At 54.4% G+C, this 23,578-nt stretch carries 15 protein-coding genes and 4 pseudogenes; 11 read left to right on the forward strand and 8 right to left on the reverse strand.

What is annotated here, in order from left to right:
• Positions 1-54: 54 nt before the first annotated feature.
• Positions 55-2,898, reverse strand: a complete 2,844-nt coding sequence (locus JMJ04_RS45750; RefSeq protein ID WP_201377008.1) for a tetratricopeptide repeat protein — start codon at positions 2,896-2,898, stop codon at positions 55-57.
• Positions 2,899-3,120: 222 nt separating this feature from the next.
• Between JMJ04_RS45750 and JMJ04_RS45755 the strand changes: the two genes are divergently transcribed.
• The 9 genes and pseudogenes from JMJ04_RS45755 (at position 3,121) to JMJ04_RS45795 (ending at position 13,489) form a co-directional block, all read left to right on the forward strand.
• Positions 3,121-3,558, forward strand: a complete 438-nt coding sequence (locus JMJ04_RS45755; RefSeq protein WP_201377009.1) for a CU044_2847 family protein — start codon at positions 3,121-3,123, stop codon at positions 3,556-3,558.
• Positions 3,559-3,713: 155 nt separating this feature from the next.
• Complete coding sequence (locus JMJ04_RS45760; RefSeq protein WP_201377010.1) at positions 3,714-3,947, forward strand: hypothetical protein; 234 nt, start codon at positions 3,714-3,716, stop codon at positions 3,945-3,947.
• Positions 3,948-4,689: 742 nt separating this feature from the next.
• Positions 4,690-6,473: pseudogene (locus tag JMJ04_RS49435) on the forward strand (reverse transcriptase/maturase family protein); the annotation flags it as partial.
• A 127-nt stretch (positions 6,474-6,600) separates the two neighbouring features.
• Positions 6,601-7,429 (forward strand): annotated as a pseudogene (gene iscB, locus JMJ04_RS45770) (RNA-guided endonuclease IscB); the annotation flags it as partial.
• A gap of 594 nt (positions 7,430-8,023) precedes the next feature.
• Complete coding sequence (gene ltrA / locus JMJ04_RS45775) at positions 8,024-9,805, forward strand: group II intron reverse transcriptase/maturase (protein WP_201377011.1); 1,782 nt, start codon at positions 8,024-8,026, stop codon at positions 9,803-9,805.
• Positions 9,751-10,904, forward strand: a pseudogene (locus JMJ04_RS45780) (IS3 family transposase). Before ltrA ends, JMJ04_RS45780 begins: the two are co-directional and overlap by 55 nt.
• Before the next feature lie 211 nt (positions 10,905-11,115).
• Positions 11,116-11,604: pseudogene (locus JMJ04_RS45785) on the forward strand (RNA-guided endonuclease IscB); the annotation flags it as partial.
• Between the two features lie 2 nt (positions 11,605-11,606).
• Positions 11,607-11,828 (forward strand): VOC family protein, encoded by a 222-nt coding sequence (locus JMJ04_RS45790; RefSeq protein WP_420799610.1) that lies wholly within the window; start codon positions 11,607-11,609, stop codon positions 11,826-11,828.
• A gap of 356 nt (positions 11,829-12,184) precedes the next feature.
• Positions 12,185-13,489, forward strand: a complete 1,305-nt coding sequence (locus tag JMJ04_RS45795; protein WP_201377013.1) for an amidase — start codon at positions 12,185-12,187, stop codon at positions 13,487-13,489.
• 90 nt (positions 13,490-13,579) lie between these two features.
• Here JMJ04_RS45795 and JMJ04_RS45800 read toward each other — a convergent pair whose 3' ends face one another.
• From JMJ04_RS45800 to JMJ04_RS45815, 4 genes are all read right to left on the reverse strand, one after another.
• Complete coding sequence (locus tag JMJ04_RS45800; RefSeq protein ID WP_201377014.1) at positions 13,580-16,678, reverse strand: ABC transporter permease; 3,099 nt, start codon at positions 16,676-16,678, stop codon at positions 13,580-13,582.
• 34 nt (positions 16,679-16,712) lie between these two features.
• Positions 16,713-17,192, reverse strand: coding sequence for a YbaK/EbsC family protein (locus JMJ04_RS45805; protein ID WP_201377015.1), 480 nt, complete (start codon positions 17,190-17,192; stop codon positions 16,713-16,715).
• 120 nt (positions 17,193-17,312) lie between these two features.
• Positions 17,313-18,722, reverse strand: a complete 1,410-nt coding sequence (locus tag JMJ04_RS45810) for a CUAEP/CCAEP-tail radical SAM (seleno)protein (RefSeq protein ID WP_201377016.1) — start codon at positions 18,720-18,722, stop codon at positions 17,313-17,315.
• Between the two features lie 17 nt (positions 18,723-18,739).
• The gene (locus tag JMJ04_RS45815; RefSeq protein WP_236039197.1) at positions 18,740-19,345 is read right to left on the reverse strand and encodes an oxidative damage protection protein; all 606 of its coding nucleotides are present in this window, start codon (positions 19,343-19,345) and stop codon (positions 18,740-18,742) included.
• 67 nt (positions 19,346-19,412) lie between these two features.
• Here JMJ04_RS45815 and JMJ04_RS45825 point away from each other — a divergent pair, with 67 nt between their 5' ends.
• Positions 19,413-20,360, forward strand: coding sequence for a methionyl-tRNA formyltransferase (locus JMJ04_RS45825; protein WP_201377017.1), 948 nt, complete (start codon positions 19,413-19,415; stop codon positions 20,358-20,360).
• 147 nt (positions 20,361-20,507) lie between these two features.
• The gene (locus tag JMJ04_RS45830; protein ID WP_201377018.1) at positions 20,508-21,113 is read left to right on the forward strand and encodes an SRPBCC domain-containing protein; all 606 of its coding nucleotides are present in this window, start codon (positions 20,508-20,510) and stop codon (positions 21,111-21,113) included.
• On the opposite strand, the gene JMJ04_RS45835 is transcribed toward JMJ04_RS45830, so the two are convergent.
• From JMJ04_RS45835 to JMJ04_RS45845, 3 genes are all read right to left on the reverse strand, one after another.
• Positions 21,073-21,534, reverse strand: a complete 462-nt coding sequence (locus tag JMJ04_RS45835; protein WP_201377019.1) for an SRPBCC family protein — start codon at positions 21,532-21,534, stop codon at positions 21,073-21,075. The two genes, JMJ04_RS45830 and JMJ04_RS45835, sit on opposite strands and share 41 nt — an antisense overlap.
• A 63-nt stretch (positions 21,535-21,597) precedes the next feature.
• Positions 21,598-23,238, reverse strand: coding sequence for an FAD-dependent monooxygenase (locus JMJ04_RS45840; protein WP_201377020.1), 1,641 nt, complete (start codon positions 23,236-23,238; stop codon positions 21,598-21,600).
• A complete protein-coding gene (locus JMJ04_RS45845; RefSeq protein ID WP_201377021.1) occupies positions 23,235-23,492 on the reverse strand; it encodes a hypothetical protein in 258 nt (85 codons plus the stop codon). Before JMJ04_RS45845 ends, JMJ04_RS45840 begins: the two co-directional genes overlap by 4 nt.
• Positions 23,493-23,578: the final 86 nt, after the last annotated feature.

The following is a 23,578-nucleotide window of genomic DNA, read 5'->3' on the forward strand; positions in this document are numbered from 1 at the left end:
TAAATATCTGTTTTTACTGCTTGCTTAGTATCGCACATTTTTGATGTGTGAGCGCTATGCCAGTTGTTGCTCGAAGGCCACGCGGGCGGCGGCAGTGCGTGTGGTGACGCCGAGCTTGGCGTAGATGGAGCGCAGGTGCGTGTTGACGGTGCGGCGGCTGAGCACCAGTTCATGGGCGATGCGTGCGTCAGGATGCCCCTGGGCCAGTAGATGCAGTACCTCACACTCGCGGGCCGTGAGATGGAAGGCATTGGCGGCAGGAGGTGTGAGGGATGGCGTTTTCGTGGTGTCTTGCGCGGAAATGGTAATGTTCGAGACGAGGTCAACGACCTGGGCCAGCAGGAGGGCGCAGCCGACATTCCAGGACTCGCTCCATGTCTCCGGGCTGATCTCTTTTTCCAGGTGGGTATAGAGCTGCTGGTGCATTGCCTGGTGAATAGGCGGGAGTGGGGTCTGGAGCTTCTCGCGCAGGCTATGAGCGCTGGCGAGAAGCTGGACTCCCAACTCGGGCTGGCGCGTGTCGAGGCAGAGCTGGGCCACGCTCTCTAGCTCGCCCGCGAGGGCGACATGGTTGCCAGTCTGCCACGCGAGCTGAATACTTTCCTGAAGCAGTGTGCAGGCGAGCTGATATTCCTGTTGTTCAAGAGCCAGCCTCCCTTGCGCGCAAAGGATACGTGTACGTGTGAGCTTATCGTTCATACGTTGGGCCAACTCCAGGCATTGGCTGTAATATGTCTGAGCGCCCTGGCGGTTGCCGTGCAGGCGTTCAACCTCGCCCAGGGCCAGGAGCACGTAGGCTTTGCCGGGCAAATTCTTGAGCTGGTTGGCGAGGTGCAGGCTCTCTTTCAAGGTGGCTGCGATCTCACTCAGTTGCTCCGCCCCTTCCTGCCATTGGTTAAGCCGGGCCATAGCCAGGTAGCTCAGAGCGCTGGCCTGCCCTTCGCGGTCGCGTAATTGCTGGGCAAGCGTGAGTGTTTGCCCCAGGTATTGCTCGGCTTCGGTGTAGGCCCCTTGTGCGCTGTAGGCGGCTCCCATTCCATTGAGACAGCGTACTTGCCCCCAGCGATCCTCCAGGGTTTCAAAGTAGGCCAATCCACGTTGATAGAGGTAATGTGCGCTGCGTAGCTTGCCACGCAGGTGCATGATCGTAGCCAGGCTGATGTAGACCTCGGCTAGCCCGCGTTTCTCTCCTACCTCGCGCAGTAGCATCAGGCTCAGCAGGTAGTGCGTCTGGGCCGCGTCGACATCGCCCTGCTTACTGGCGATATTGCCGTAGATACGGTGCAGGGCGGATTTGCCCCATTTGTCGCTGGTCGTGCTGAGCGCCTGTATACCCTTCATGGCCAGTTCGCGTGCCTGGACGTAATCTCCCCGCTGCATGGCGAGCATGCCCATCTCGCCCAGAGCCAGTGCCTGTGTACGCAGATCGCTAATCTGTTTGGCAAGCTTAAGGCAATCTTCCAGGAGCTGATTGGCGCGAGCAGTGTCTCCTTGTAAGCGCGCCTGGCAGCCCGCGCTATAAAGGATGCGCACCCGGTAGGGGAGTAGCTCCGCACTCACGTCGAGGACCAGGATCTCTTCCAGCCAGTTATGCTGTGTATTCTGTGTATGGCGCAAGAGGAGGTAGTCACTCAGGGCGCTCCCAAGGCGCAGAGCTAACTGCGCATCCTGCCAGGTAAGGACGCGGCGCAGGGTCAGGAGCAAGTTGGGTGACTCCTGATCCAGTTTTGCCAGCCAGCGTTGTTGCCCTAGACCGCGCAGGTTGGAGTCGGCCTCCTCCGCCATCCGCAGATAATAGTTGGCGTGCCTGCGTTCGCTCTCTTCCTGCTCTCCACTCCGCTGGAGGAAGGCAAAAGCGTATTCGTGGAGGGTTTCTAGCAGCATAAAGCGCGGCTCGTCCTCCTCTGACGTCAGGGGGCGTACGAGGCTCTTATCCACCAGGGAGGAGAGCATATCCAGGGCCTCACTCTCTTTGCCTATAGTCATGCATGCCGTCGCTGCCCCCAGGCTCCAGGTGCCGACCAGGCTGCCCAGGCGGCTGAAAGCGCGCTGTTCATCCTCTGTGAGCAGGTCATAGCTCCAGTCAAGGGCATTGCGCAGCGTTTGCTGGCGCTGTGGCAGGTTGCGTGGTCCCCCGATCAGTAGTGTAAGGCGACTGCTCAGGCGGGTGAGGAGGGCCTGGGGACTCAGAATCTTGATGCGGGCCGCTGCCAGCTCAAGCGCCAAAGGCAGGCCATCGAGGCGCTGGCAAATCTCGGCCACGACAGCATAGTTCTCCTCAGTTAGTGTGAAGGAGGGCTTAACGGCCCTCGCCCGCTCAACGAAGAGGTGCAGGGCAGCGCTTTCTTCTCCCGGCACAGATACACTCTCCGATTGGTGTGGTAGTGGCAGTGGAAGTACCTCTATCTCTTGTTCACCATATAGATGGAGCGATTCGCGGCTGGTCACCAGGATTTTAAGTTGGGGAGCCGCAGTCAATAGCGCGGCAACGAGGTCCGCGGCCTCAAGGAGGTGCTCAAAGTTATCGAGGATCAGGAGACAGCGTCGTTCATGCAGGTAGGACTCCAGGCGCTCCGTTAGCGCCTCCTGGCCCCCCTCATGGACGCCAATAGCGCTGGCAATTGCTAGTAGAATCTGTGTGCGCTCGTGGAGAGGGGCGAGCGAGACGAAGAAGATCGCGTCAGGGAAGGCGTGATGCAGGGTGCGCGCAACCTCTAGGCTCAGGCGCGTCTTTCCCACGCCCCCAGGGCCAGTCAGCGTCACCAGGCGTGTGTTCTCCATGCACACCAGGCGGCTGACGGCACAAATTTCTTGCTCCCTGCCAATGGTAACCGTCATTTGCAAAGGCAAGCGTGCAGACGCTATCAATTTGAGGTTGGCGTGGCCATTTCTATCCATATGCGCATATCCCGCATCGTTTTTCGCTTATTGTTCTATACAAATTATAGCTGAGAGAGGTGGGGCATATGCAAGAGGCAGAGGTATGACAAAAATCAATGTAGTTGTATTGTTCGCGAAGAGAAGCATATAATTGTGGTAATAGCAGCAGTGAGCGATGTTTTATTGTTGTGTGACCTGTGCGTTAATGCAGGTACAAGTGAGATGCTGGGTGGAGGATGTATGGCTATCATTCGTGATACGGTGCAATGTAATGGGCAGGAGATTGAGGTCTTCATCGAGGTGGGGGACTCGGTGGATACACAGGCCCTTCTGTCGAGGCATGATGGGGCATTCCCTCCTGATCCATTGGGCGTGGCGCAAGGGGGTGTCCACCAGGTGAAGAATGCCTTTGCCAGTGCCCGGGATTTGATCGGAGCCTGTGCCTCGAATGTAAGCGAGGCCGTATTGAAGATGACGGAGAAAACACGCCCAAGCGAGTGGGAGGTCCAGATTGGTATCAAATTTAACTCGGAGCTCAACGCCATTCTGGCGAAGTCGCAGGGCGAGGCGCAACTTGAGGTCACCCTCAGGTGGCAGCCAGGAATGACGCATGGTGGCGCCTTTTGTAGCGCCATGATGAACTCAATAGTGAACCCGGTGACGAGCCCGAAGGAATAGAGCCTGCCCATTGGGACAGGAGACTGCGTAAGCGCTTTCTGTCCCAATGGACGGAGAGGATATTCCTCGTATGCGTTATACTCAAGGCACTTGCTGGAACTGGCCTAACGTCGACGCTGGCAGGCATATTTTCTACGGGAACGAGGAAAATTACCTTGAGTGAGCAGTGGCCCTCTGATCTATCAGTCATCCGTGTGCGGATGGCGCGTCCAACGGATCGCCTGGACGAGGTAGTCGCTTTCTACCGTGATGGTGTAGGTCTCCCTTTTATCGAGCGCTTTGAAGGTGCAGGTTATACTGGCGTCCTCCTTGGGCCGCCGGGGACGGATTATCACCCGGAGTTTACCCAGCATGTCAGGTACCTCACGTCTAAAGGCGGGGGCTTGTGAAAGCAAGCCTGGACCTGTCCAGACTTAGCCTGCAAACTCCAAAGAGTTTGCAGGCCACGATAGAGGTGAAGTGTTGAAGTTCCTACCTATGGGTGCGTGCCAGCCTGTAGCTCTAGAATCTCTGGGTTAAACAGCAAAACAGGGTGTTTATGCAGTGCTCAGGGAAAAGTACCGCCCTCTATCATTGTCGAGGCAACCATTACCCTGGAAGTGCGCCGTTTCGGTGCTTGATAAATAGCTCTCAAGGAGCAGAAGGTTGAGGGTAAATGACCTTCTAGGACATCCGCTCAACTTGGAGGGGAAACCCAAAGAGGAAAGCAGCATGGCGGAAAAGCGGATAAACATGAAGCTATGTAATGTGATGCGCCGCAAGTCCTGTACGCATGGTTAGGCTGAGATTGCCGAACTCAAGTTTCCAACGGTCTCAAGTGATGGCCCACCGTAACATAGCTGCACTCGGTGACACTGGAATACGCATTCGGTTTCCAGGAATGCACAACATGCGAGAAATTGCTAGACTCGCAGAACACCCTCTCCAGTGAGTACAGAGGAACGACCTCTGGTAAGGAAACGAACGGGAACCTACACGTACTCAACGTTTATCAAGTGCAAATGCGGGATAGCCTACGTGCCGAGAGGCATACGGTTACGGAGTCCCCATAGTAGTCTGCATCAGGGAAAGCCTGGGACATGGCGAAGGGGGACAGGTGATTTCGATAACTAAGAACAGAAGGTACGCGAGATGCGAGATGCCGAAACTGTATTAGGTATCATCCAAGAACGCGGCAGAAAAGGATTGCCGCTGGAAGACATCTATCGATAACTCTACAATCCAGACCTGTACCTACGAGCATACGCAAGATTGTATTCCAACAAAGGAGCGATGACAAAAGGTACAACCAGCGAAACTGTGGATGGCATGTCACTAAAGAAAATCGAGAAGATCATTGACGACCTTTGTCATGAACGCTATCGGTGGACAGCAGTGAGACGGGTCTATATACCGAAGAAAAACGGGAAGATGCGACCCCTTGGCATGCCAACGTGGTCAGATAAACTGCTGCAAGAAGTAATACGCCTCATACTTGAAGCATATTACGAACCGCAGATGAGCAACCACTCTCATGGCTTTCGACCTAAACATGGATGTCATACAGCATTAAATGAGGTGAAACATGTATGGACAGGTACCAAATGGTTCGTCGAAGGAGATATTAAAGGATGTTTCGACAATATTGACCACGAAATCATGATGTCGATACTGAAAGAAAAACTTCATGACAATAGGTTTCTACGATTGATAGAAGGTCTACTCAAGGCAGGGTATTTGGAAGAATGGCATTACCAACGCACCTACAGTGGAACGCCACAAGGTGGGGTGATAAGTCCTATTCTGGCAAATATCTACATGGACAGGCTAGACAAGTATGTCGAGAAAGTGCTCTTACCAGCATACAACCGTAAGGAAAAAAGACGAGTCAATCCTGAGTACAAAAGGATACTCGACAAAGCAAGTAAACTCAGGAAGAGTGGAAAGAAAAAGGAAGCAGCTATGCTCAGAAAGCAACAGCTACAACTTCCTTACTACGATTCTAATGACAGTGAATACCGTCGCCTGAGATACATACGCTATGCCGACGACTTCCTACTAGGCTTTGCGGGGCCAAAGGCAGAAGCGGAAGATATAAAGGAACAACTGAGAATATTCCTTCATGACCATCTCAAGTTGGAATTGAGCCAGGAAAAGACCGTTATCACGCATGCACAAACCAGTGCAGCGCGCTTCCTCGGATACGAGATCGCAACGCAATTTGCAAATGATAAACTGGCCTCCACGACAAGGAGACGAAGTGTCAATGAACGAATTGAATTGCGAGTGCCATGAGATGTCGTGAAAAAGAACCGCGCCGAATACCAAGCAAAAGGAAAACCGATACATCGAATGGAGTTGACCACAGAAAGCGATTACGCAATTGTGGAAAAATACCAGTGGAAGTATCGAGGACTAATGCAATATTATGCGCTAGCGATTAACATCGCACGGCTGCAAACATTACACTGGACAATGCGACTCTCATTGCTAAAAACGCTTGCCAGCAAGCATAAAGCAACCGTCAACCAGATGGCAAAGAAGTATCAGACAGATATGGAAACGCCATATGGAATGATGAAATGCCTAGAGGTAAGAGTAGAAAGAGATGGGAAAAAGCCACTCATAGCGCAATTCGGCGGTATACCCTGGAGACGACAAGGCAAGGCAATCCTACTGGATACTCCCCTATACCGATAGTCACACCACGAAACGAAATTGTCAAACGGCCCCTTCGGGATACGTGCGAAATATGCGGAAGTAAGGAAAACATCAGTGTTCATCACATCCGCGCGTTAAAAGACCTAAAGGTAAAGGGAAGAAGGGAAAAACCCTTATGGATACAAAAGATGGCAGTAATGCACAGGAAAACCCTAGTGGTATGTGGGTACTGCCATTTGGCGATACATATGGGAAAACCCACCAGACAGCCGACACAAGGACAGGAGTCACCGGAGAGCCGTGTGCTAGGAAACCAGCAAGCACGGTTCGGGGGGGAGCGGATGGAAAAGGAGCAAGCAATTGAAACCTCGCCAGCCGTTTACCCCACGCAGGAGGCTCAACTTGAGCAATGTTTTGGTGATTGATAGTGACTATACCCCTTTAAATCCGGTGCATCCAGGAAACGCGAGGCGCTTGCTCAGGCAAGGGAAAGCAGCCGTGTTTCGGAGATATCCCTTCACTCTTGTGCTCAAACGGGTTGTCGAGCAGCCAGAGGTAGAGCCATTGCGCTTGAAACTCGATCCTGGCAGCAAAACCACGGGGATTGCCCTGGTGAATGATGCTAACGGAAAGATTGTTTTTGCGGCTGAACTTGAGCATCGTGGGCACGTGATTAAAGACAGCCTGGATGATAGAAGGGCAGTTCGTCGCAGCCGACGTAACCGCAAAACACGGTATCGTAAGCCAAGATTTAACAATCGAAGAAAAAAGAAGGGATGGTTGCCGCCATCGTTGGAAAGTCGCCTTGCCAACATTCTCACGTGGGTAGCTCGCCTGTGTCGCTCTGCTCCCATTGCTGCTCTGAGCCAGGAATTGGTCAAGTTTGATCTGCAACTGATGGAGAATCCCGACATTGCAGGCGTGGAATACCAGCAAGGGACGCTGCAAGGCTATGAAGTCGGAGAATACTTGCTGGAAAAGTGGGAACGCAGATGTGCCTATCTGTGGCAAACAAAATGTTCCGCTTCAAGTCGAACATATCCACCCACGTGCTCATGGTGGTACCAATCGGATAAGCAATCTTACCCTGGCCTGCGAGCCATGCAATAGTGCCAAAGGGACGCAGGATATTGCGGTGTTTCTTGCGAAGAAGCCTGATGTGCTCAAGCGGATTCTCGCTCAAGTCAAGAAGCCACTCAAGGATGCCAGTGCTGTCAATGTTACGCGCTTTCTGCGATTCGTTTGTTCCAAAACCGCGTAAGTGGGGGAGGAACAGCAACGGGATAGATGCCCGTTGACAACTGATAGTTCGACGATGGGCGCAATTCCCATCCCTCCAGGTGAAAAGAGGAACAGCATTCTCCCCTCGGTAGCGACTGGTCATCAATCCGAGAAGCGGGAGGAAATGGGGCAGAATTGCAAACTCGAGGTGATGAACACCCCTAGCAAGCTGCTATGGCTAGCGCAAGCGAACCTGCACTTTAACCGTCGTTATAGCAAACAAGCCAAAACGAGTCAACGCAAGTATCACTGAGCCAACGCGGGGCTTGGTCCAAAATGGACAAGGATAGGGGCCGACATATGAAGCGGTGATCGGTATTCACCCCCACAAAACCCGGCGGACAGCAGGAGTCCTACGGCAGCGCAAAACGAACTATCGGAACGAAGTAACCAGCAGATGGCTCTCATGCGAGGTCGAAAGCATGAGCAGGTACCAACCGCAAGCATCTGTCTGGTGGGATGGCCTGAGAAGCAAACGCCTGGGGTAATGCCCAGGATACGCTGACGCAGGCCCGATACTGTGGAATGAAGGAGTGCAAGTCGCATGGAAAAAACCAAGGCACCAGACGTAAGTCTGAGTGAGGAATGGGCTGGACTCCCCTGGCGCAAGCTAGAACAGCACCAGTACCGCCTGCAAAAGCGCATCTTCAAAGCCTCTGAACGTGGAGATCTAAAAACAGTTCATCAGTTACAGAAATTGTTAATGAAGTCTCGGTCCGCCCGACTCCTGGCCGTACGACGAGTGACTCAAGACAACCAGGGTAAGAAAACCGCTGGCATAGATGGAGTAAAATCCGTCCAACCAGCAGGTCGATTTGCGATGGTTGAAGCAATTCACCCAAAACGGATTGCTGGGAGGAAGCCACAACCACTCAGACGCATATGGATACCCAAGCCAGGAAAAACTGAGCAAAGGCCATTGGGCATTCCCGTAATGTTTGACCGGGCATGTCAGGCACTAGCCAAAGCGGCCCTAGAACCACAATGGGAAGCCTTGTTTGAGGCCAATAGCTACGGCTTCCGACCGGGACGCGGTGCCCATGATGCTGTAGGAGCAATCTTCAATAATATTCGACTCAAGAGCAAATATGTTCTGGATGCGGATATTAAGGGCTGTTTCGACAACATCAACCATCAAGCGCTCTTAGAGAAACTGCGCACTTATCCAGCAATGAGGCGACTGGTTAAAGGCTGGCTCAAGGCTGGAGTCATGGAAGCATTGGAACTTTCCCCAACCAAGGCGGGAACGCCGCAGGGTGGGGTCGTGTCCCCGTTGCTTGCCAACATTGCCCTCTATGGAATGGAAGAAGCGCTACTAAAAGCCTACATTGGAGAGAACAAGGCCCCCTCCGCACGACGAGGGGCGCCACAACTCATCCGTTATGCAGACGATTTTGTCGTGCTTCATGCCCAGGAAACAGAGGTCATTAAGGCGCAACAAATCATTACAAAATGGTTACGAGGCATCGGACTGGAATTGAAACCGAGTAAAACGCGGCTCTCCCACACCCTGAAAGAATATCAGGGAAATGTAGGATTCGACTTTCTGGGATTTACTATTCGACAATTCCCCGTAGGAAAAACCCATACAAGCAAAGGAAAACCGTCCGGTTTCAAAACGATCATCATGCCGAGTAAAGAAGGCATCCAACGTCATTTGCAAGAACTCAGGAAGATATTGCAAAAAAGTCAATCGCTCCCGCAAGAGGAAATCATTGACCAACTCAACCCGGTTATCCAGGGTTGGGCGCTGTACTATCGAACGGTCGTATCTGCAAAGTCTTTTGCGATATGCGATCATCACCTGGTAAGTATGCTTTGGCAGAAGATGACTCGAAAACACCCGAAGAAAGGTGCGGGATGGGTGAAAGGGAAGTATTGGCGGACAATTGAAGGGAATACCTGGACATATGCCACGCCAGAGGGACCAGAACAGCATGTACTGAGGTGGCATGCAACACCCATCCAACGCCACATAAAGGTAAAAGGCAACGCAAGCCCGTTTGACGGAAACCTTCTTTATTGGGCAAAGCGCTTAAAAGATCACCCATTAACAAAAACGACACTGGGAAAACTGCTACGGAAACAGCAAGGAAAATGCCGTTGGTGTGAACTTTTCTTCAGGGAGGAAGATCAAATAGAGATCGACCACATCACCCCAAGAAGTGAAGGCGGTGGAGAAGATGGACTGCACCCATTTTCCCGGACAGTGATCGAAGTCAACTTCGCGAAAATATTGTACACTGAGAAAGACGCGAAGGAGAAGAAACGATGCACAAGCGACAACACAGCCGAGAATTTAAATTGGATGTTGTCCGTCAGGTGAGTACCGGCCAGAAGCGCCCAGCCCAAGCCTGCCGCGAATATGGGCTGGCTGCAAGTGTGCTCTCTCGATGGCGCAAGGAGTATGAAGAGCGTGGAGAGTCGGCCTTTTTGTCCACCGAGTCAGGATCAACCAAGGAAGACTCACGGATAGCCGAATTAGAACGCTTTTGTGGGCAATTAGCGTTGGAGAATCAGGTGTTAAAAAAAGCCTTGCAGAGCAGAGGGTTGGGGAACGTCACGCCATGATTCTTCAGGCTCATCAAGATCACCCGGACCTCTCGGTGCAGCGGCTGTGCAAAATGTTCTCCGTGAGTCGCAGTTGGTACTATGAAGCGAAGCTCGACCAGGCAGATGAGAGCGAAACGCAGCTGCGCGATGACATTGAGCGCATCATTTTGGAGTTTCCCGGCTATGGGTATCGTCGTGTCACCCGTGCTCTGGCACGAGCAGGTTGGAAGGTCAATCATAAACGCGTCTTGCGGATCATGCGGGAAGAATCCTTGTTGTGTCATCTGAAAAAACGGTTTGTGGTAGCAACGACAGACTCGCGGCATCGGTTCCCGATCTATCCCAATGTGCTGGCCGATCAGGTCCTGACAGCACCTAATCAGGCGTGGGTAGCGGATCTCACCTACATCCGCCTGCGAGGAGCGTTTGTGTACCTGGCTTGTATCCTGGATGCCTTCTCACGCCGGTGCGTGGGGTGGTTCCTCTCGCGAGAGATGACGACACAGTTGACCCTGACCGCCTTGAGCCAAGCTATTGCCCAACGCCACCCTGCTCCTGGCTTGATCCATCACAGTGATCGTGGCGTCCAATATGCTAGTCATGATTATGTGGAGCAGTTACAGGCAATTGGAGCCCACATCAGTATGTCTGCCGTGGGCAATCCGTATGACAATGCCAAAGCCGAAAGTTTCTTTAAGACGTTAAAAATGGAGGAAGTGTATCTCAAAGAGTACGAATCGTTTGCCGATGCAGAAGCCAATTTAGAGGAGTTCATCGAGCAGGTATATAATACCAAGCGCCTGCATTCGAGCTTGGGATATCTTCCGCCTGCTGAGTTTGAGGCAGCCTATGCCTCTGTGGCCGGAAGTTGACTTCCTCGTGTGTCCGGCAAAAGGGGTTCACTCCAAGAATTAAGCAACAAGTTTGCACTTCATCGCCATTGCCATGACCAGAGGCATGCGAAACACGTTATGGAGTGTGTCAATGACAATCGACCGCAGTATTGAGGAGCCGTGTGAGGTGACAAGTCTCACGCACGGTTTTGAAGCCGAGCGGAGAAGGCGACTTCTTCGCTTAGGCAGCGCCTTGCTTGAACGGCTCAAAGCCGTGGGCTTGCCTGTTGAGTGTGGTAGTGGTGGGTTGACGAAGTTTCATCGTACTACACGAGGACTCCCCAAAAACCACTGGTTGGATGTCGCTTGTGTAGGTAAAAGTACTCCCGTTGCGCTTTTGAATAAAGGGATTGTGCCACTGTATATTACAGCCACAGGACATGGCAGAAGGCAAATTTGCTCAACGGATAAGTATGGATTCCCGAAGCAGCACAAAGAGCGCAAAAAGAAATTTCTTGGGTATCAAACGGGTGATATGGTCAAAGCTCTTACTCCCAGGGGTACATTTGAAGGGCGTATTGCCATTCGTCACCGCCCTAGTTTCCGGCTTGGCAAGGCCGATATTCACCCCAAATATATGTGGTGTGTGCATCGGTCTGATGGCTATGAGTATAGGCAGAAAGGAGTGCGCTATGCCCCCATGACTAAAGCCAGGGGCACCCGCATGGCGCGATTTTAAGGGTGGATGGGAGCCCCTGTCCCGCCCCCTCGCGCGATAATTTGCTGGTACTATATATGTATGACAGGGCAGCGATGGACCGAGTCGTGGAGCGGCTGGCTGGAATGGGATATGGCTCTGTTCCGCTAGAGAATCCCTACTGGAGCCCCGACCGCAGTGTAACCGTGGAAGATCCCGACGGCTGGCGCATCGTCTTGATGCAGATCAAACAGCCAACAAATTAATCTTCTTTGTGTGTGAACGAGAGAAAAAGCAACCTGCTGTGAGCATGTCACAGCAGGTTGCTTTTTCTTATAGCAAAATCAGATCATAGTAATAATCTGCAAATCGTCTTCGTCTATGTTGGCCTTGAGGTCTCCGCCGTTTTGATTGGCTATAGTTTTTAATCAAGCAGCTCAGTCTTTTTCGCCGCAAGGCGTGTTCACGAAATTCAGAGAGTGCAAAGGGATGCATTGTATGGGTGGTATACTCGACCTTGGACGGTTTTCTGACCCACCTATTCTGATCCTGGCCAGCCTGGCTGGTGGCTGGCGGGAAAAAGCATGGGTGAGCACCCTATTTAGATTAGAAAGGCAGATCCTTGACTATATCGCCTCTTATTGCCCCACTCTCGCTGGCTGGACTTCGCTCCGGCCAACGAGATTTGCTGGCATTCATCAGTGGAGTATGCGATCGTATCGATGCGCTTGAGCCACAAATTCAGGCGCTTTTGCCTGAGCCTGGGCGCCGTGAACGACTTCTGGCGGAGGCCGCCAGTTTGCAACGGCGTTTTCCCGATCCTGCGTTACGCCCACCATTATATGGCGCCTTGCTGGGAATCAAGGATATCTTTAGGACCGATGGTTTTTTGACGCGGGCGGGATCAGGATTGCCTCCAACTCTCTTTGCAGGCCCGGAGGCAAGTAGTGTCTCCAGACTGCGTGAAGCTGGAGCGCTCGTCCTTGCCAAAACGGTTACAGCGGAGTTCGCTTCCGATGAACCGGGGCCGACGCGTAACCCTCATCATCTAGCGCATACTCCTGGCGGATCGAGTAGCGGTTCTGCCGCCGCCGTCGCCGCTGGCTTCTGCTCACTGGCGTTGGGCACTCAGACTGGAGGCTCCATCATTCGTCCAGCCGCTTTTTGTGGCATTGCTGGTTTTAAGCCTACCTATGGTCGTATTGCCACAGATGGTATTATTCCCTACGCAGCCTCGCTTGATACCATCGGTCTCTTTGCGCAGGACATAGCTGATATAACCATGGCAGCCTCGTTGCTCTGCGATGACTGGAGAGCAACGCTGGAGAACGATATCCTTCCGGTGTTGGCTGTTCCAGATGGTTCTTATCTTACTCAGGCCTCGCCAGAGGCCCTGACATGCTTTGAGCAACACCTGGCGTCGCTGGCGAAGGCCGGGTATACGCTCAAGCGTGTGCCTGTGCTTAACGGTATTCACGTCCTCAACAGAATGTACCGAGAGCTTGCTAGCGCGGAGCTGGCCCAGGTCCATATGAACTGGTTCGCAACCTATGAAGCACTCTATCGTCCACGCACAGCCGCGAAAATTCGCGCCGGACAGCAGGTGGGCCTGGAGCAGGTTGTACAGGCTCGTGAGTACCGAGAGATAATCCGTGCCGAACTGGAGACTTTGATGAGCCAGGAAGGGATCGACCTCTGGGTATGTCCCGCCGCCACTGGGCCTGCGCCAGAAGGTCTCAACAGTACCGGGGATACCGCCATGAATCTCCCCTGGTCATACACGGGCATGCCCGCGTTGGCACTGCCTGCAGGACGAGCCAGGAATGGCCTACCGCTGGCCGTACAGATTGTTGCTCCGGCGATGACTGATGAGCAACTCCTGCTGTGGGCAGCACCACTGGCTAATGTGTTGCTGGAACAGGTTTAGGTAAAGGCGCTTTGGTAAGTAAATAATGCTACCAGCCTACCATTTCTGGCTGCAAAAACTTCTCCTGGCTTACACATTTTCTTGTAAGTGTTAATCCTTATTCAAGCGCAGTGCTTGCGCGGGTAGCAGGTGTAGCACGTGACGCGTGACGAGGAAGATAATGAGTACGCAGACAAGAACAAAGGCCAGGAAGGCAAAGGCCAGCGAAGTGGGCGCCTGAACCTGGACTTGAATGGTACGTTGCAGCATGTAGAAGTCCAGGCTCGTGATGTTACCCAGGGCGTTACTTACTGGTGTACTGCTGATCATGAGCCTGGGAATCAGGGTAAAGGTGAAAAGCAGGCCGAAGACGACCCCGAAGAAGAGCGCGACCAGGTGAATAACTCCCTGTTCCCAGATGAGGATGCGTGCCACCAGGGGCGGCTCTGTCCCCAAGGCCCGCAAGACCGCGAAACTAAGTTGCCGCTCATGAATGCTATTCCAGGTAATTAGTATGTTTCCACACAGGCCCAGCAGGAGCGCGGTAGCCGTGCCAAGTGCGAGGAGCAGCAAGAGATCCAGGGTCAGTGGATCTGTACGGAGCGCCTCAAGGAGCGCGCGCCGATCCTGAAGGTTTGCCAATCCTACTTCATTGGAACCGTTCAATTGCGCACGCAGGCGAGCCAGGAGAGCAGGATTATCGCTGGTTCGCAACCATGCGTGTGTGAGGGGGAGTGGCTGCTTATCTGTATGCGAGTGATAAGCAGCGAGTGTCTGGTAGTCTACCAGGAGCGCTGGCCTCGCAGGCTGATCGGTAGAGGAAGGTGAGTCGTACATCCCTTCAATCATATTGACGCGTGCGAGTGCTTCGTAGGTAGTGGTATAGGCGTGACCAGAATCATACGAAGTCAGCGTAAACGTCTTGCCTGGCGAAAGATGCAACTGCTCCCAGCCCAGAGTATCAACCAGGGCAGGTACCACTTGAGGGTAGCCGGCTGCGGGCCGTCGTCGTGCGAGCTCACGCGTCAGAGCCTCAAGAGGTTGCTCGGAGTTTTGTGTGCTCCAGTAGGTTGCTCGCGCGTAGGTTTTGGCATCGACGGCGCGAATGTGGAAGGAGTGGCTCTTATCCTGAAAACTGACGATCTCGCTACCAAGCGAGACTGAGCTGACTCCTGGAAGCGCGTTGTATGTCTGGTATGTACTTATGATTGATGGCGTGACCTTTCCCACAAAAGAGCCACTGAAGTCAGCGACACTTTCATAGCGGGCAAGCTCCGTGAGCCGTTGCTGCTGTGAATCGTTAAAGATAAGCGTCAGCATGATGAACGAAGATGCGAGTGCGAGCAATAACGTGATCTGCAAGGGCCGGCCTGGCGAACGCGTCATTTGGGCCAGCGCGAGCATGGGTGGAGCAGTTCTCCCGCGATGGGCTAGCCGGGCTAAAAGATTGAGTCCACGAGGCGCGAAGCGCAGGAAACAGAAGAGGATGCTGAGCATGAAAAAGAACGGTGCCAGCAGGGCAACAGGGGTAGCGATGGCGTAAATCGTGTCATCTGAAAGCAAGCCCTGGAGTTGAAAGACATAGTTCGCTATGAGATAGAGTACCAGCGCGATAACTGCGGAGATGGCGTCCAGGTAGAAGCGTTCCCAGTAGGGACGTTGCGTTACGCGTGCGCTCTCGTATCGCTGCGTGAGTACGTTTAAACGCAAGCTTTGTGCCAGGGTGAAAAGCATACTCCCCATCCCCGCGAGCAGCGCGAGGAGCGCATATGGAATGACGCTTTGCAATGTCACCATTGGCTGTCGCCAGAGGATCATTGTGGTGTCTTGAGCCAATGATGGCAAGAGTGGCTGGGTAATCGTGCTTACTACCAGGGGAGCGAGCAGTATCCCAACAATCAGTGCAATAAGTGATACGACCAGGCCTTGTAGTGAAAAGGCACATATGATCTGAAAGGAACTCGCTCCCCGACTGCGAAGAAGGGCGATGCCCGATGATTGGCGCTCAATGAGCAGCGAAATAAGTACGCTCATGAAGAAGAGGTCAAGCAAGATGGTAGGAAGCGAAATAATGAGAACCGGGACGTGAGAAAGCGTTATATGCGTGCTCAACTGGTTGAGTACCGAGGGGCCAGTGCCCACCAGAGGACTACTATAGCTCAAGTCCAGTAGGTAGGGCGATGGCAGATTATATAACGTATAGCTATGTAATGCAACTCCATTGTAGAAGTCCAGGTCCGTGCTTCTCAACGCCTCGCGAAAACTGGTATAGCGATCAATAGACAGGCGCGAAGGATCAATAAACAGGTCCCAGTAAGCGAAGACGGTGGAATCAAAGACAAACGCCTCTGGCGAGGAAGGCTGGGAGTTCGTTGTGTCAGCCGCTTGCGCCTGCAAGAATTGCTCCTGGCACCAGGCGCCCAGCGCATCGCTTGAGAGCAACAGGGGGAAGCTTAAAGGTCTGGTATAGTTGGGGATGAGAGGCGTGGGTAGAAAGCTCGTCCCATGCCAGAAAATGTCGCTTGTATTGGCTGCGATAAGGCCCACGACGCGTAGGGTCAGGCGAGTCGTACGCTTATAAGAAGTATCGCTGAAGGGTGTCTCCTCCTTCGCTTCCACGCTGGTATAGTAGCCTACGCTGGTCGTTATGATTGAGCCAGGCGATACGCGCAAAAGCGCGGCGGACTCCTGAGTCAGAAGGACTTCAATCTCGCCATGCTGCTGACTGGAAGGAAAGCGCCCACTGAGCAGGTGCACATGCGAGCGCATCTGCTGGATGTTGGTAGAGATGAAGCCGAGTTGATCCTCGTGGTCGGGTCCAGTCGGTGTCACGAGTGGAAAACCATTCACCCGGTATTGTGCCGACTGATCCTGTGTCAGGTAGGGGGCAAGATGCTCTTTAAACGGGGCTGTGCTCGCTGATGTCATTGAAGCCAGCAATTGAGGGGAAAGGGCCTGCGCCTCCGCACTGATTGTAATGCGTGTATTTTCGGGCGAGACGCGCAGGGCCTGGCGCAGACTGGCTGTGCCTGTGACCTGTTCAAGGAGCGGAATCGCGCATAGCAAAAGCACCGCCGCGCTCATACCCAGGCACATCGTCAGGAGCAGTAATCTATTTGGGCGCCAGCTCCACCGCGCCAGGCTGAGAGCCAACAGTACACTCTGATACACGGAATAAATAGGAGGCCTGAGCCTGGATGTGAAGCGCATGATAGATAGTCCTTTATCATTTCTCTATGCGTAGTTATTTGACGTCAATAATCTCGCCGCCGGTCATCTCCTTCAAATCCTGGGGTGTGAGACGGAAGACGGCGTTGGGCGTGCCTGCCGCTGCCCAGATCTCTTGATACTGAAAGAGGTCGGCATCGATAAAGGTCTTGAGTGTAGAGGTGTGACCGATAGGCGCAACGCCCCCAATGGCGAACCCTGTGCGCTCGCGTACAAAATCGGCGTTGGGCTTCTCGATATCCTCACCGACAGCGGCTTTGAGACGCTTCTCATTAACGCGATTGGTACCACTGGCAACAACGAGGATTGCCTGGTCGCTCTCCTTGCCCCGGAAAATAAGGGATTTGACGATCTGTCCTACGGTGGTACCAATAGAGTCCGCGGCCTCCTGCGCGGTGCGCGTGGAGCTGGGAAGTTCCAGGACCTGGCAATCAAAGCCACGCTCGCTGAGGATATCCTGTACACGTTGTGCGCTTGCACTCAATGTTTGCGTCATGCGGTGAAACTCTCCTTTATTTCTATTTCAGTAGTTGTAAGTGTGATAGATTCTGGCTGCCAGAATCTATCACACTTACAATCAAAATTATAGGGCCAACTGGTCCTTGGTGGGCTCTGCTCAGCAGAACCAGGATTCGGTCAGGTGGGGGAGGATGTCGCGGGGGCCGTAGGCGCTGAGCGCCTGTGCAGGTGAGAAGTCTTGTCCCAGCATCGCGAGGGCCTGGGCCTTGACTTTAAAGAAGGTCTCGCTAGAATCGGTCTGGCAGTTCTCGCCCTGCGCGACAATGGCGGAGACGCGTTCGTGTAGCTCGTCCATGCGTGGATCGGGATGTTGCCAGCGATAGGTATAGTTCTCGGCATCCAGGTCGCGTAACCAGCTTCGGCTCTCCTCCTGTGCCAGAAGCGCGGACCCCGGCGGGACGAGCAGGCGAATCGAGAGATGTACCGGGTCGAGATGCTCGATGGCGTGCTGCTGCTCAAAAAATTCAAGGAGTTCGATATAGCTCTCCAGCGTCTCCCAGGGGGAGAAGGGGAGCAGCGAGGGACGCAGCACGATATCAGCCTCCCGCGTCAGAGCAAAGGCGCGCCGCACGTCGGCAGCTGTATGTCCCTTATCGAGCCGCAGCAGTGCCGTATCATTGAGCGACTCCACGGCGGAGACGATGAAGGCACAGCCCAGTTCGCGCATCTCAGGCAGCAGTGATGCATGCTTGAGCAGGTGCTCAATCTTGATCGTGGCGTCGAAGGTTACCTCGGGGAACTCAGCGTGGAGTGCGCGAGCGATGCGTAGCGCGTGTGTGGGACCGTTCCAGAAATCGGGATCGCCAAAGGTGATGTGGCGCGCCCCCTGTTCTACTTGGGCGCGGATGTCGGCCAGGACAATTTGCTGGGAGATAGCGAAGAAGCGTCCCTGGTAGACGGGTGTGACGGGGCAGTGCAGGCAGGTATGCTTGCAGCCACGTGTGCTCTCAGTATAGCCTACGATGCGTAGGTCATCTCCCCATTGCAGGCGCGCATAGCGGTCCAGGGTGGGAAGCTGGTGGCGCTGTGGTACCAGGAAGGGTGTGCGCGTAATCCAGGCTCCACTGGCATGTTCTCGTGTGCGTACGCCGGGAATAGCTGTGTCTTGCCCCTGCTCACAGGCCTGCACGAGGCGTAAGAGTGGCTCTTCATATTCGCCACCAATTGCCGCATTGATGGCGCCCTGGAGCAGGTGATCAGCATTGAGCAGGGCATAGAGGCCGTAGAGGCAGATAAATGCCCCTGGATTGGCTGAGCGCACGCGGAGCGCCACGGCCTCGCCCAGGCGCAGCGCCGTGTGCATGGGAACGGATATGGCGATAAAGCGGGCCTGCTGTATGGCCTCGTCGCTGAGCGTATCGATAGCGGTATCCACAGCGTGGGGCGCGAAGCCCTCCTGTTGCAGGATGGCGCTCAGCGAGGCGAGGTGGAAGGGCTGATGCCCCTGCTCATAGCAGGAGAGCAGCAGAATGGCCCCTGGTTGTCGCCAGTTTGATATTGCTGACATTGTTCCCTGTCGCTTCCTTACTTTTTGCGTGCCGCGCCACCGCCGCCGCCCTTACGGCTGGCGCCACCTCCTCCTGCGCCTGCGCCGACCTCTTCAGGTGCCCAGCCCTCGGGCATGCGCGCATCCTTGCCGAAGAAGAAGTCCTCCATCTGCTCGCGCAGGATCTTGCGTGACTCGGGATCGGCCATGTTCAGGCCATAGTGGTTGATGATGAGCGTGCTTTGCGCAGGCCACATATCCCAGGCCTGTTTGGAGATACTCTCATAAATGCGCTGCCCCAAGGGACCAGGGAAGGGTGGCTTATCCAGGCCGGGAAGCTCGCGTTGCAGCTTAGCACAGAAGACGATGTGCGGACCAGACTGCCCCGCTTGAGCGGGTTTGGCCTGCTCACTCTCGCCGAAGAAGAACTTCTCCATCTCCTGGCGCATGGCTTTGCGGGCCTGGGGATCAGCCATATTCAGACCCCGGTCGGCGATAATCTGCATACTGCGGTTGGGCCACATCTGCCATGCCTGCTGCGAGACGTTATCATAGATACGCTGCCCAAGCTCGCCTGGGAAGGGCGCTTTGTCCAGGCCAGGGAGTTCCTGCTTTAGTTTGACACAATAGACCATTCGTGGCATGATGAAAACTCCTGTTACGCACAAACGAGACTGAATGATATTGAGATACTACAAGATGCAATCGACTATGTCAAATAGCTTTGAGCAGGGAACGGCGCCGCGTGTGCTCTTTTTCGGTATGCGCGGAACGTTCTCGGCTCTGGCGCTAAACGCGCTGCTGGAGGCGGGAATCGACGTCTGCGCCGTGGTGCTACCTATCAATGCCGTCCCTGGGAGAGCCACACCCGCCATTACGCGCTATGAAAATCCGCTACCGATACGTACTATGCTGCCGCTCGCGCATACTTCGCTACATACCAATATTGTACAAATAGCAGCGAAACGACACCTACCACTCTGGCAGGTGAGCCGCTTAAATGACTCTACGACCCACGCCATCCTCGCGGACTATGAACCCGACCTGGCCTGTGTCGCCTGCTTCTCTCGCCTGATTCCCGCGCGCATCTTGGACCTGCCCCGCCTTGGCTGCCTCAATGTCCATCCCTCGCTCTTGCCCGCCAACCGGGGACCCGAGCCGCTCTTCTGGACCTTTCGCGAGCACAAGCACGAGACCGGCGTCACCATTCACCTCATGGACAGAGGACTGGATAGTGGTCCCATCGTGCTGCAAGAGCGTATCGCGGTCCCTGATGGTATGAGCTATGGGGAGCTAGAGACGCGCTGCGCTGAGCGTGGCGGCGTTCTCCTCGCCCAGGCCGCCTGGCAGCTCTACCGCGACGAGGCTCAGATCACCGAACAAGACGAGGCACGCAGTAGCTATCACTCCTTCCCAGCATATGAGGATCTCGCCATTCCCGTTGACCAGTGGGATGCGCGGGAGATCTACAACTTCATTCGTGGCGTCGGCCACTGGGAGTCCCCCCTCCATATAGAGGCCCCCGATAGCGAAATGGATATACTCGAAGTGCGCAACTGCTATGAGTATAGCCTCGAACCGCTAGAGGACACGCGCCGTATCATCCACGAAGGCGACAGCTTCATAGTGCGCTGCAAACAGGGCTGGGTAAGCGTCTAATAAGGTGAAGTGGAATGGCTCTGGTCGCCGCAGGCGCGAGAAGTCAAATAGAGAAGGAGCGTAAGAGTGAGCTAGCATGAGGCACATACCTGGAGCTACCTTTGTGGTATGCTTGCTGTAGAGTACAAACAAAGGACGGACCCTTGCATGCGACAATCACTCGCTCTAAAGTCTGGCTGGTTTACTGTTCAGGCTCGCACGACTATACAGGCGCCAGTCGAGCGTGTCTGGTCGATTCTGACCGACCTTGAAAAATATCGCGAATGGAATAGCTTTGTCCCCTCTATGCTATCCGACTTCCAGGTCGGCTCACTGCTGACGATGCGTGTGCAGATGCGCGAAAACTTTATGACCACCAGTGTCGAGACGATTACTGCCATCGAGCCAGAGCACCTCCTGGCCTGGAAGACACGCCCGCCCGCCTGGCTTTTGCATGGTGAACGCTTCCAGGAACTCAAACCCATCGATACCGGGATCACCGAATATTTTACCTATGAAACGTTTACAGGCCTCTTTGCTCCCGTGCTCCAGTTTATGTACGCACGCGACTTACAGCATGGCTTCGACGCCGTGGCACGGGACCTGAAGGTGCGTGCCGAAACAGTAGAGAGACGAAATAGCGTAAATGAGATGTACAGTGGGAGAGCAGATCAAGCAGGACGGATCGGCAAGCCAGGGAAACAATCTCGTTTCCCTGGTATATACTTCAGGCTCAGTATTCCGATGAACTTGCCTGCTGTGCCCGACTGGTAAGGAGGGACTTGAGGGATTCGGCATTCTGCGGCTGTGACTTCTTCATCTCTTGTCGCATGAAGAATTCCGCGACCTTTGGAACATTGCCTACCTCGACCGTGATCGTCAGGCGGCAGCTTCCTGCGGAGAGCGGCTCGATGAGATAGCTCTCGCGGAACGGATTGCTCGCCCCGTCAGGGGTAGTCAGGACCAGCATGCGATCTTGCTCAAACTCAGTGACGCTCATCGTCTTCTCGCTCTTGAAACCAGAGAACTTGCCCACTTCGTAGTAACTGGTTCCCAGGTGAGCGGGACCAGCAGGAGTCACACGGACCTCAATGAGGCCTTGAATCCAGGAGGTCCGTGCCTCCAGATCGGTCAGCAGCGCGAAGACGGAAGCTGGCGCGTAGTCAAATGTATCAATATATTCAAAAGTTACCATGTTATTTTCCTTTTTTCTGTTTGCGATCACTCTTTGCGATGAACGAATTCTTTCTGTATTTGATCAACGAGAGAGAAGCGTGAAGAGAGCCTGAGTCAAGGTCTGCCACGCTTCTTGCGCGTTTTCATTCGCGCCCTTGCTTCGCCACCCAATAAAGCCATCGGGGCGGATGAGTACCGCTCCAGAATTGGTGATCCCATAGGCCTCACAGAACCTGTTCTCCGTGTCGATGAGATCGCCTGCTTCGTCACCAATCTGATAGCAGGAAAGCTCAAGATGGAGAGTCTCTTTTGCGTGCTGAGCAGCCTCTTTCCAATGGTGCCCATTGGGGCCTGCGAGCAGGATAAAGTGGGAATCGATCAGGTCCAGCGTCGAGATCGGCTCGTCCGCTTGTTCGAGCACGAGATGGGCGGCATGAGTTCCTGGCTGTCCTTGCCACTCCTCCGGGCGTCGGGCCAGGGGGAGATGCTCATCACCCTCTTCTCGCGCGAATGCTCCCGTGCCGTAACGATAGCCCGTATTGACATCTCTGATACTCACGGTAATTCCGGCTGAGCCCTCGCCCTGACGCTGCTGGGAAAGGAGCGCCATCTGCTCTGCGGTATAGTCTGCCACCGGGCGGCGCTCCGCGTCATACGATGCGAGCAACGCCTCGCCCGCCTCCCCACGCAGGACGGCCGCCAGTTTCCAGGCCAGATTGTGCGCCTCTGCGATGCCGGTATTCCCTCCCAAACCGCCGCTGGGTGGTTGGGTGCGTGCGGCATCACCTACCAGGAAGATCCGACCCTGCTGCCACTGATCAGCCACAAGCGCGTTCATCTCCCATGTCAACCTGGCTTTGAGCGTGATCTTCAGATCCGGGATTCCGGCCGCCGCCTGAATCAGGTGGAGACAGCGCTCTTCAGGATAGTCGGCAAGCGTCTCTTCCTCCGGGTCATAACCCACATCCAGCCTGAAGAGGTCTCCTCGCCCCGCAGAGCCTGGATAGGGAACAAACGATCCAATCGCGACTTGCTCGTTACTGAGGAAACACATCGCCGCCTGCCGCTCATGGAAGATCTTCATCAGATCCGCTTCAAAGATCAGGCTGACGAAATGCCCCATGCTGCCGGTGCCATGCTGACTGATGCCAAGCTGCTTGCGAATCGCGCTCTGGCTGCCATCAGCGGCCACCAGATACTGTGCGCGAACTGTGCGGATGCGCTGGCTGGCGCGCTCGCGGATTGTAGCAGTGACGCCCTCTTCGTCCTGCTCGAACGCGACCAGTTCGGTTCCAAAGCGCAGATCCCCACCGAGCTGTTCAGCCCGCGTGCGCAGCACTGGCTCTAGCAGATCTTGAGCAATGGCGCTGCCGCGTACGGGGCTGCTGGCATCGATGAACAACGAGTCGACCTCTTCCTGGAAACAGTCAAACTGTTGACCCACCAGGCTCTCGACTAGGAGCACCTGATTGCCCTGAGGGATAGGTGGTTCGACTCGGCGAATAGCCTCCTCAATGCCAAGAGAACGGAACAGTTCCATTGTGCGCGGGGTAAAGCCCATGGCACGCGGATGGATCGCGGTCCCCGGATGGCGTTCGACCAGCATCGAGGAACTGCCGTGCCAGCTCAGGAAGAGGGAGGCTGACAGGCCCACCAGACCACCTCCCACAATCAGCATGGGCGTGGTTTCATCAACGTTGGGATGAGGTGATGGCATATTCATTTCCGCTCCTTCTTTTTGTTTTCACCCAGAAAAAAGAGAGACTCCTCGCCCTGGGACGCTTCATCTGTCTGTAGAGAAAGCAGGCTCAGATTCAAACGGCGCAGGGTCACCAGCACCCCATGTAGCGCTGCCTGGTCGGGCAGCGTGCCAGTGAGCAGGGTTGTACCAGAGGCTTGCTGAAGAATAATTAATCCTCCCAGCCATTCTTGCCAGGACGGGTCCAGATATCCTTTGAGGTGAATGCGACAACGCATCTCTTGTCTCCTCTCTGTTCCGCTTGGTTTTTCTGAGCAAGAGTGTAAAGCACAACAGGGTGATTGGGCATCATTCGATTGGGTGA

This window comes from Ktedonobacter robiniae (genome assembly GCF_016587375.1).
Classification (GTDB): Bacteria; Chloroflexota; Ktedonobacteria; order Ktedonobacterales; family Ktedonobacteraceae; genus Ktedonobacter; species Ktedonobacter robiniae.

Excerpts from the sequence above, each read along its gene's own strand:
- JMJ04_RS45750 (WP_201377008.1), bottom strand. The coding sequence starts at position 2,898 with ATGGATAGAAATGGCCACGCCAACCTCAAATTGATAGCGTCTGCACGC.
- JMJ04_RS45755 (WP_201377009.1), top strand. The coding sequence starts at position 3,121 with ATGGCTATCATTCGTGATACGGTGCAATGTAATGGGCAGGAGATTGAG.
- ltrA (WP_201377011.1), top strand. The coding sequence starts at position 8,024 with ATGGAAAAAACCAAGGCACCAGACGTAAGTCTGAGTGAGGAATGGGCT.
- JMJ04_RS45800 (WP_201377014.1), bottom strand. The coding sequence starts at position 16,678 with ATGCGCTTCACATCCAGGCTCAGGCCTCCTATTTATTCCGTGTATCAG.
- JMJ04_RS45805 (WP_201377015.1), bottom strand. The coding sequence starts at position 17,192 with ATGACGCAAACATTGAGTGCAAGCGCACAACGTGTACAGGATATCCTC.
- JMJ04_RS45810 (WP_201377016.1), bottom strand. The coding sequence starts at position 18,722 with ATGTCAGCAATATCAAACTGGCGACAACCAGGGGCCATTCTGCTGCTC.
- JMJ04_RS45815 (WP_236039197.1), bottom strand. The coding sequence starts at position 19,345 with ATGCCACGAATGGTCTATTGTGTCAAACTAAAGCAGGAACTCCCTGGC.
- JMJ04_RS45825 (WP_201377017.1), top strand. The coding sequence starts at position 19,413 with ATGTCAAATAGCTTTGAGCAGGGAACGGCGCCGCGTGTGCTCTTTTTC.
- JMJ04_RS45830 (WP_201377018.1), top strand. The coding sequence starts at position 20,508 with ATGCGACAATCACTCGCTCTAAAGTCTGGCTGGTTTACTGTTCAGGCT.
- JMJ04_RS45835 (WP_201377019.1), bottom strand. The coding sequence starts at position 21,534 with ATGGTAACTTTTGAATATATTGATACATTTGACTACGCGCCAGCTTCC.
- JMJ04_RS45840 (WP_201377020.1), bottom strand. The coding sequence starts at position 23,238 with ATGAATATGCCATCACCTCATCCCAACGTTGATGAAACCACGCCCATG.
- JMJ04_RS45845 (WP_201377021.1), bottom strand. The coding sequence starts at position 23,492 with ATGCGTTGTCGCATTCACCTCAAAGGATATCTGGACCCGTCCTGGCAA.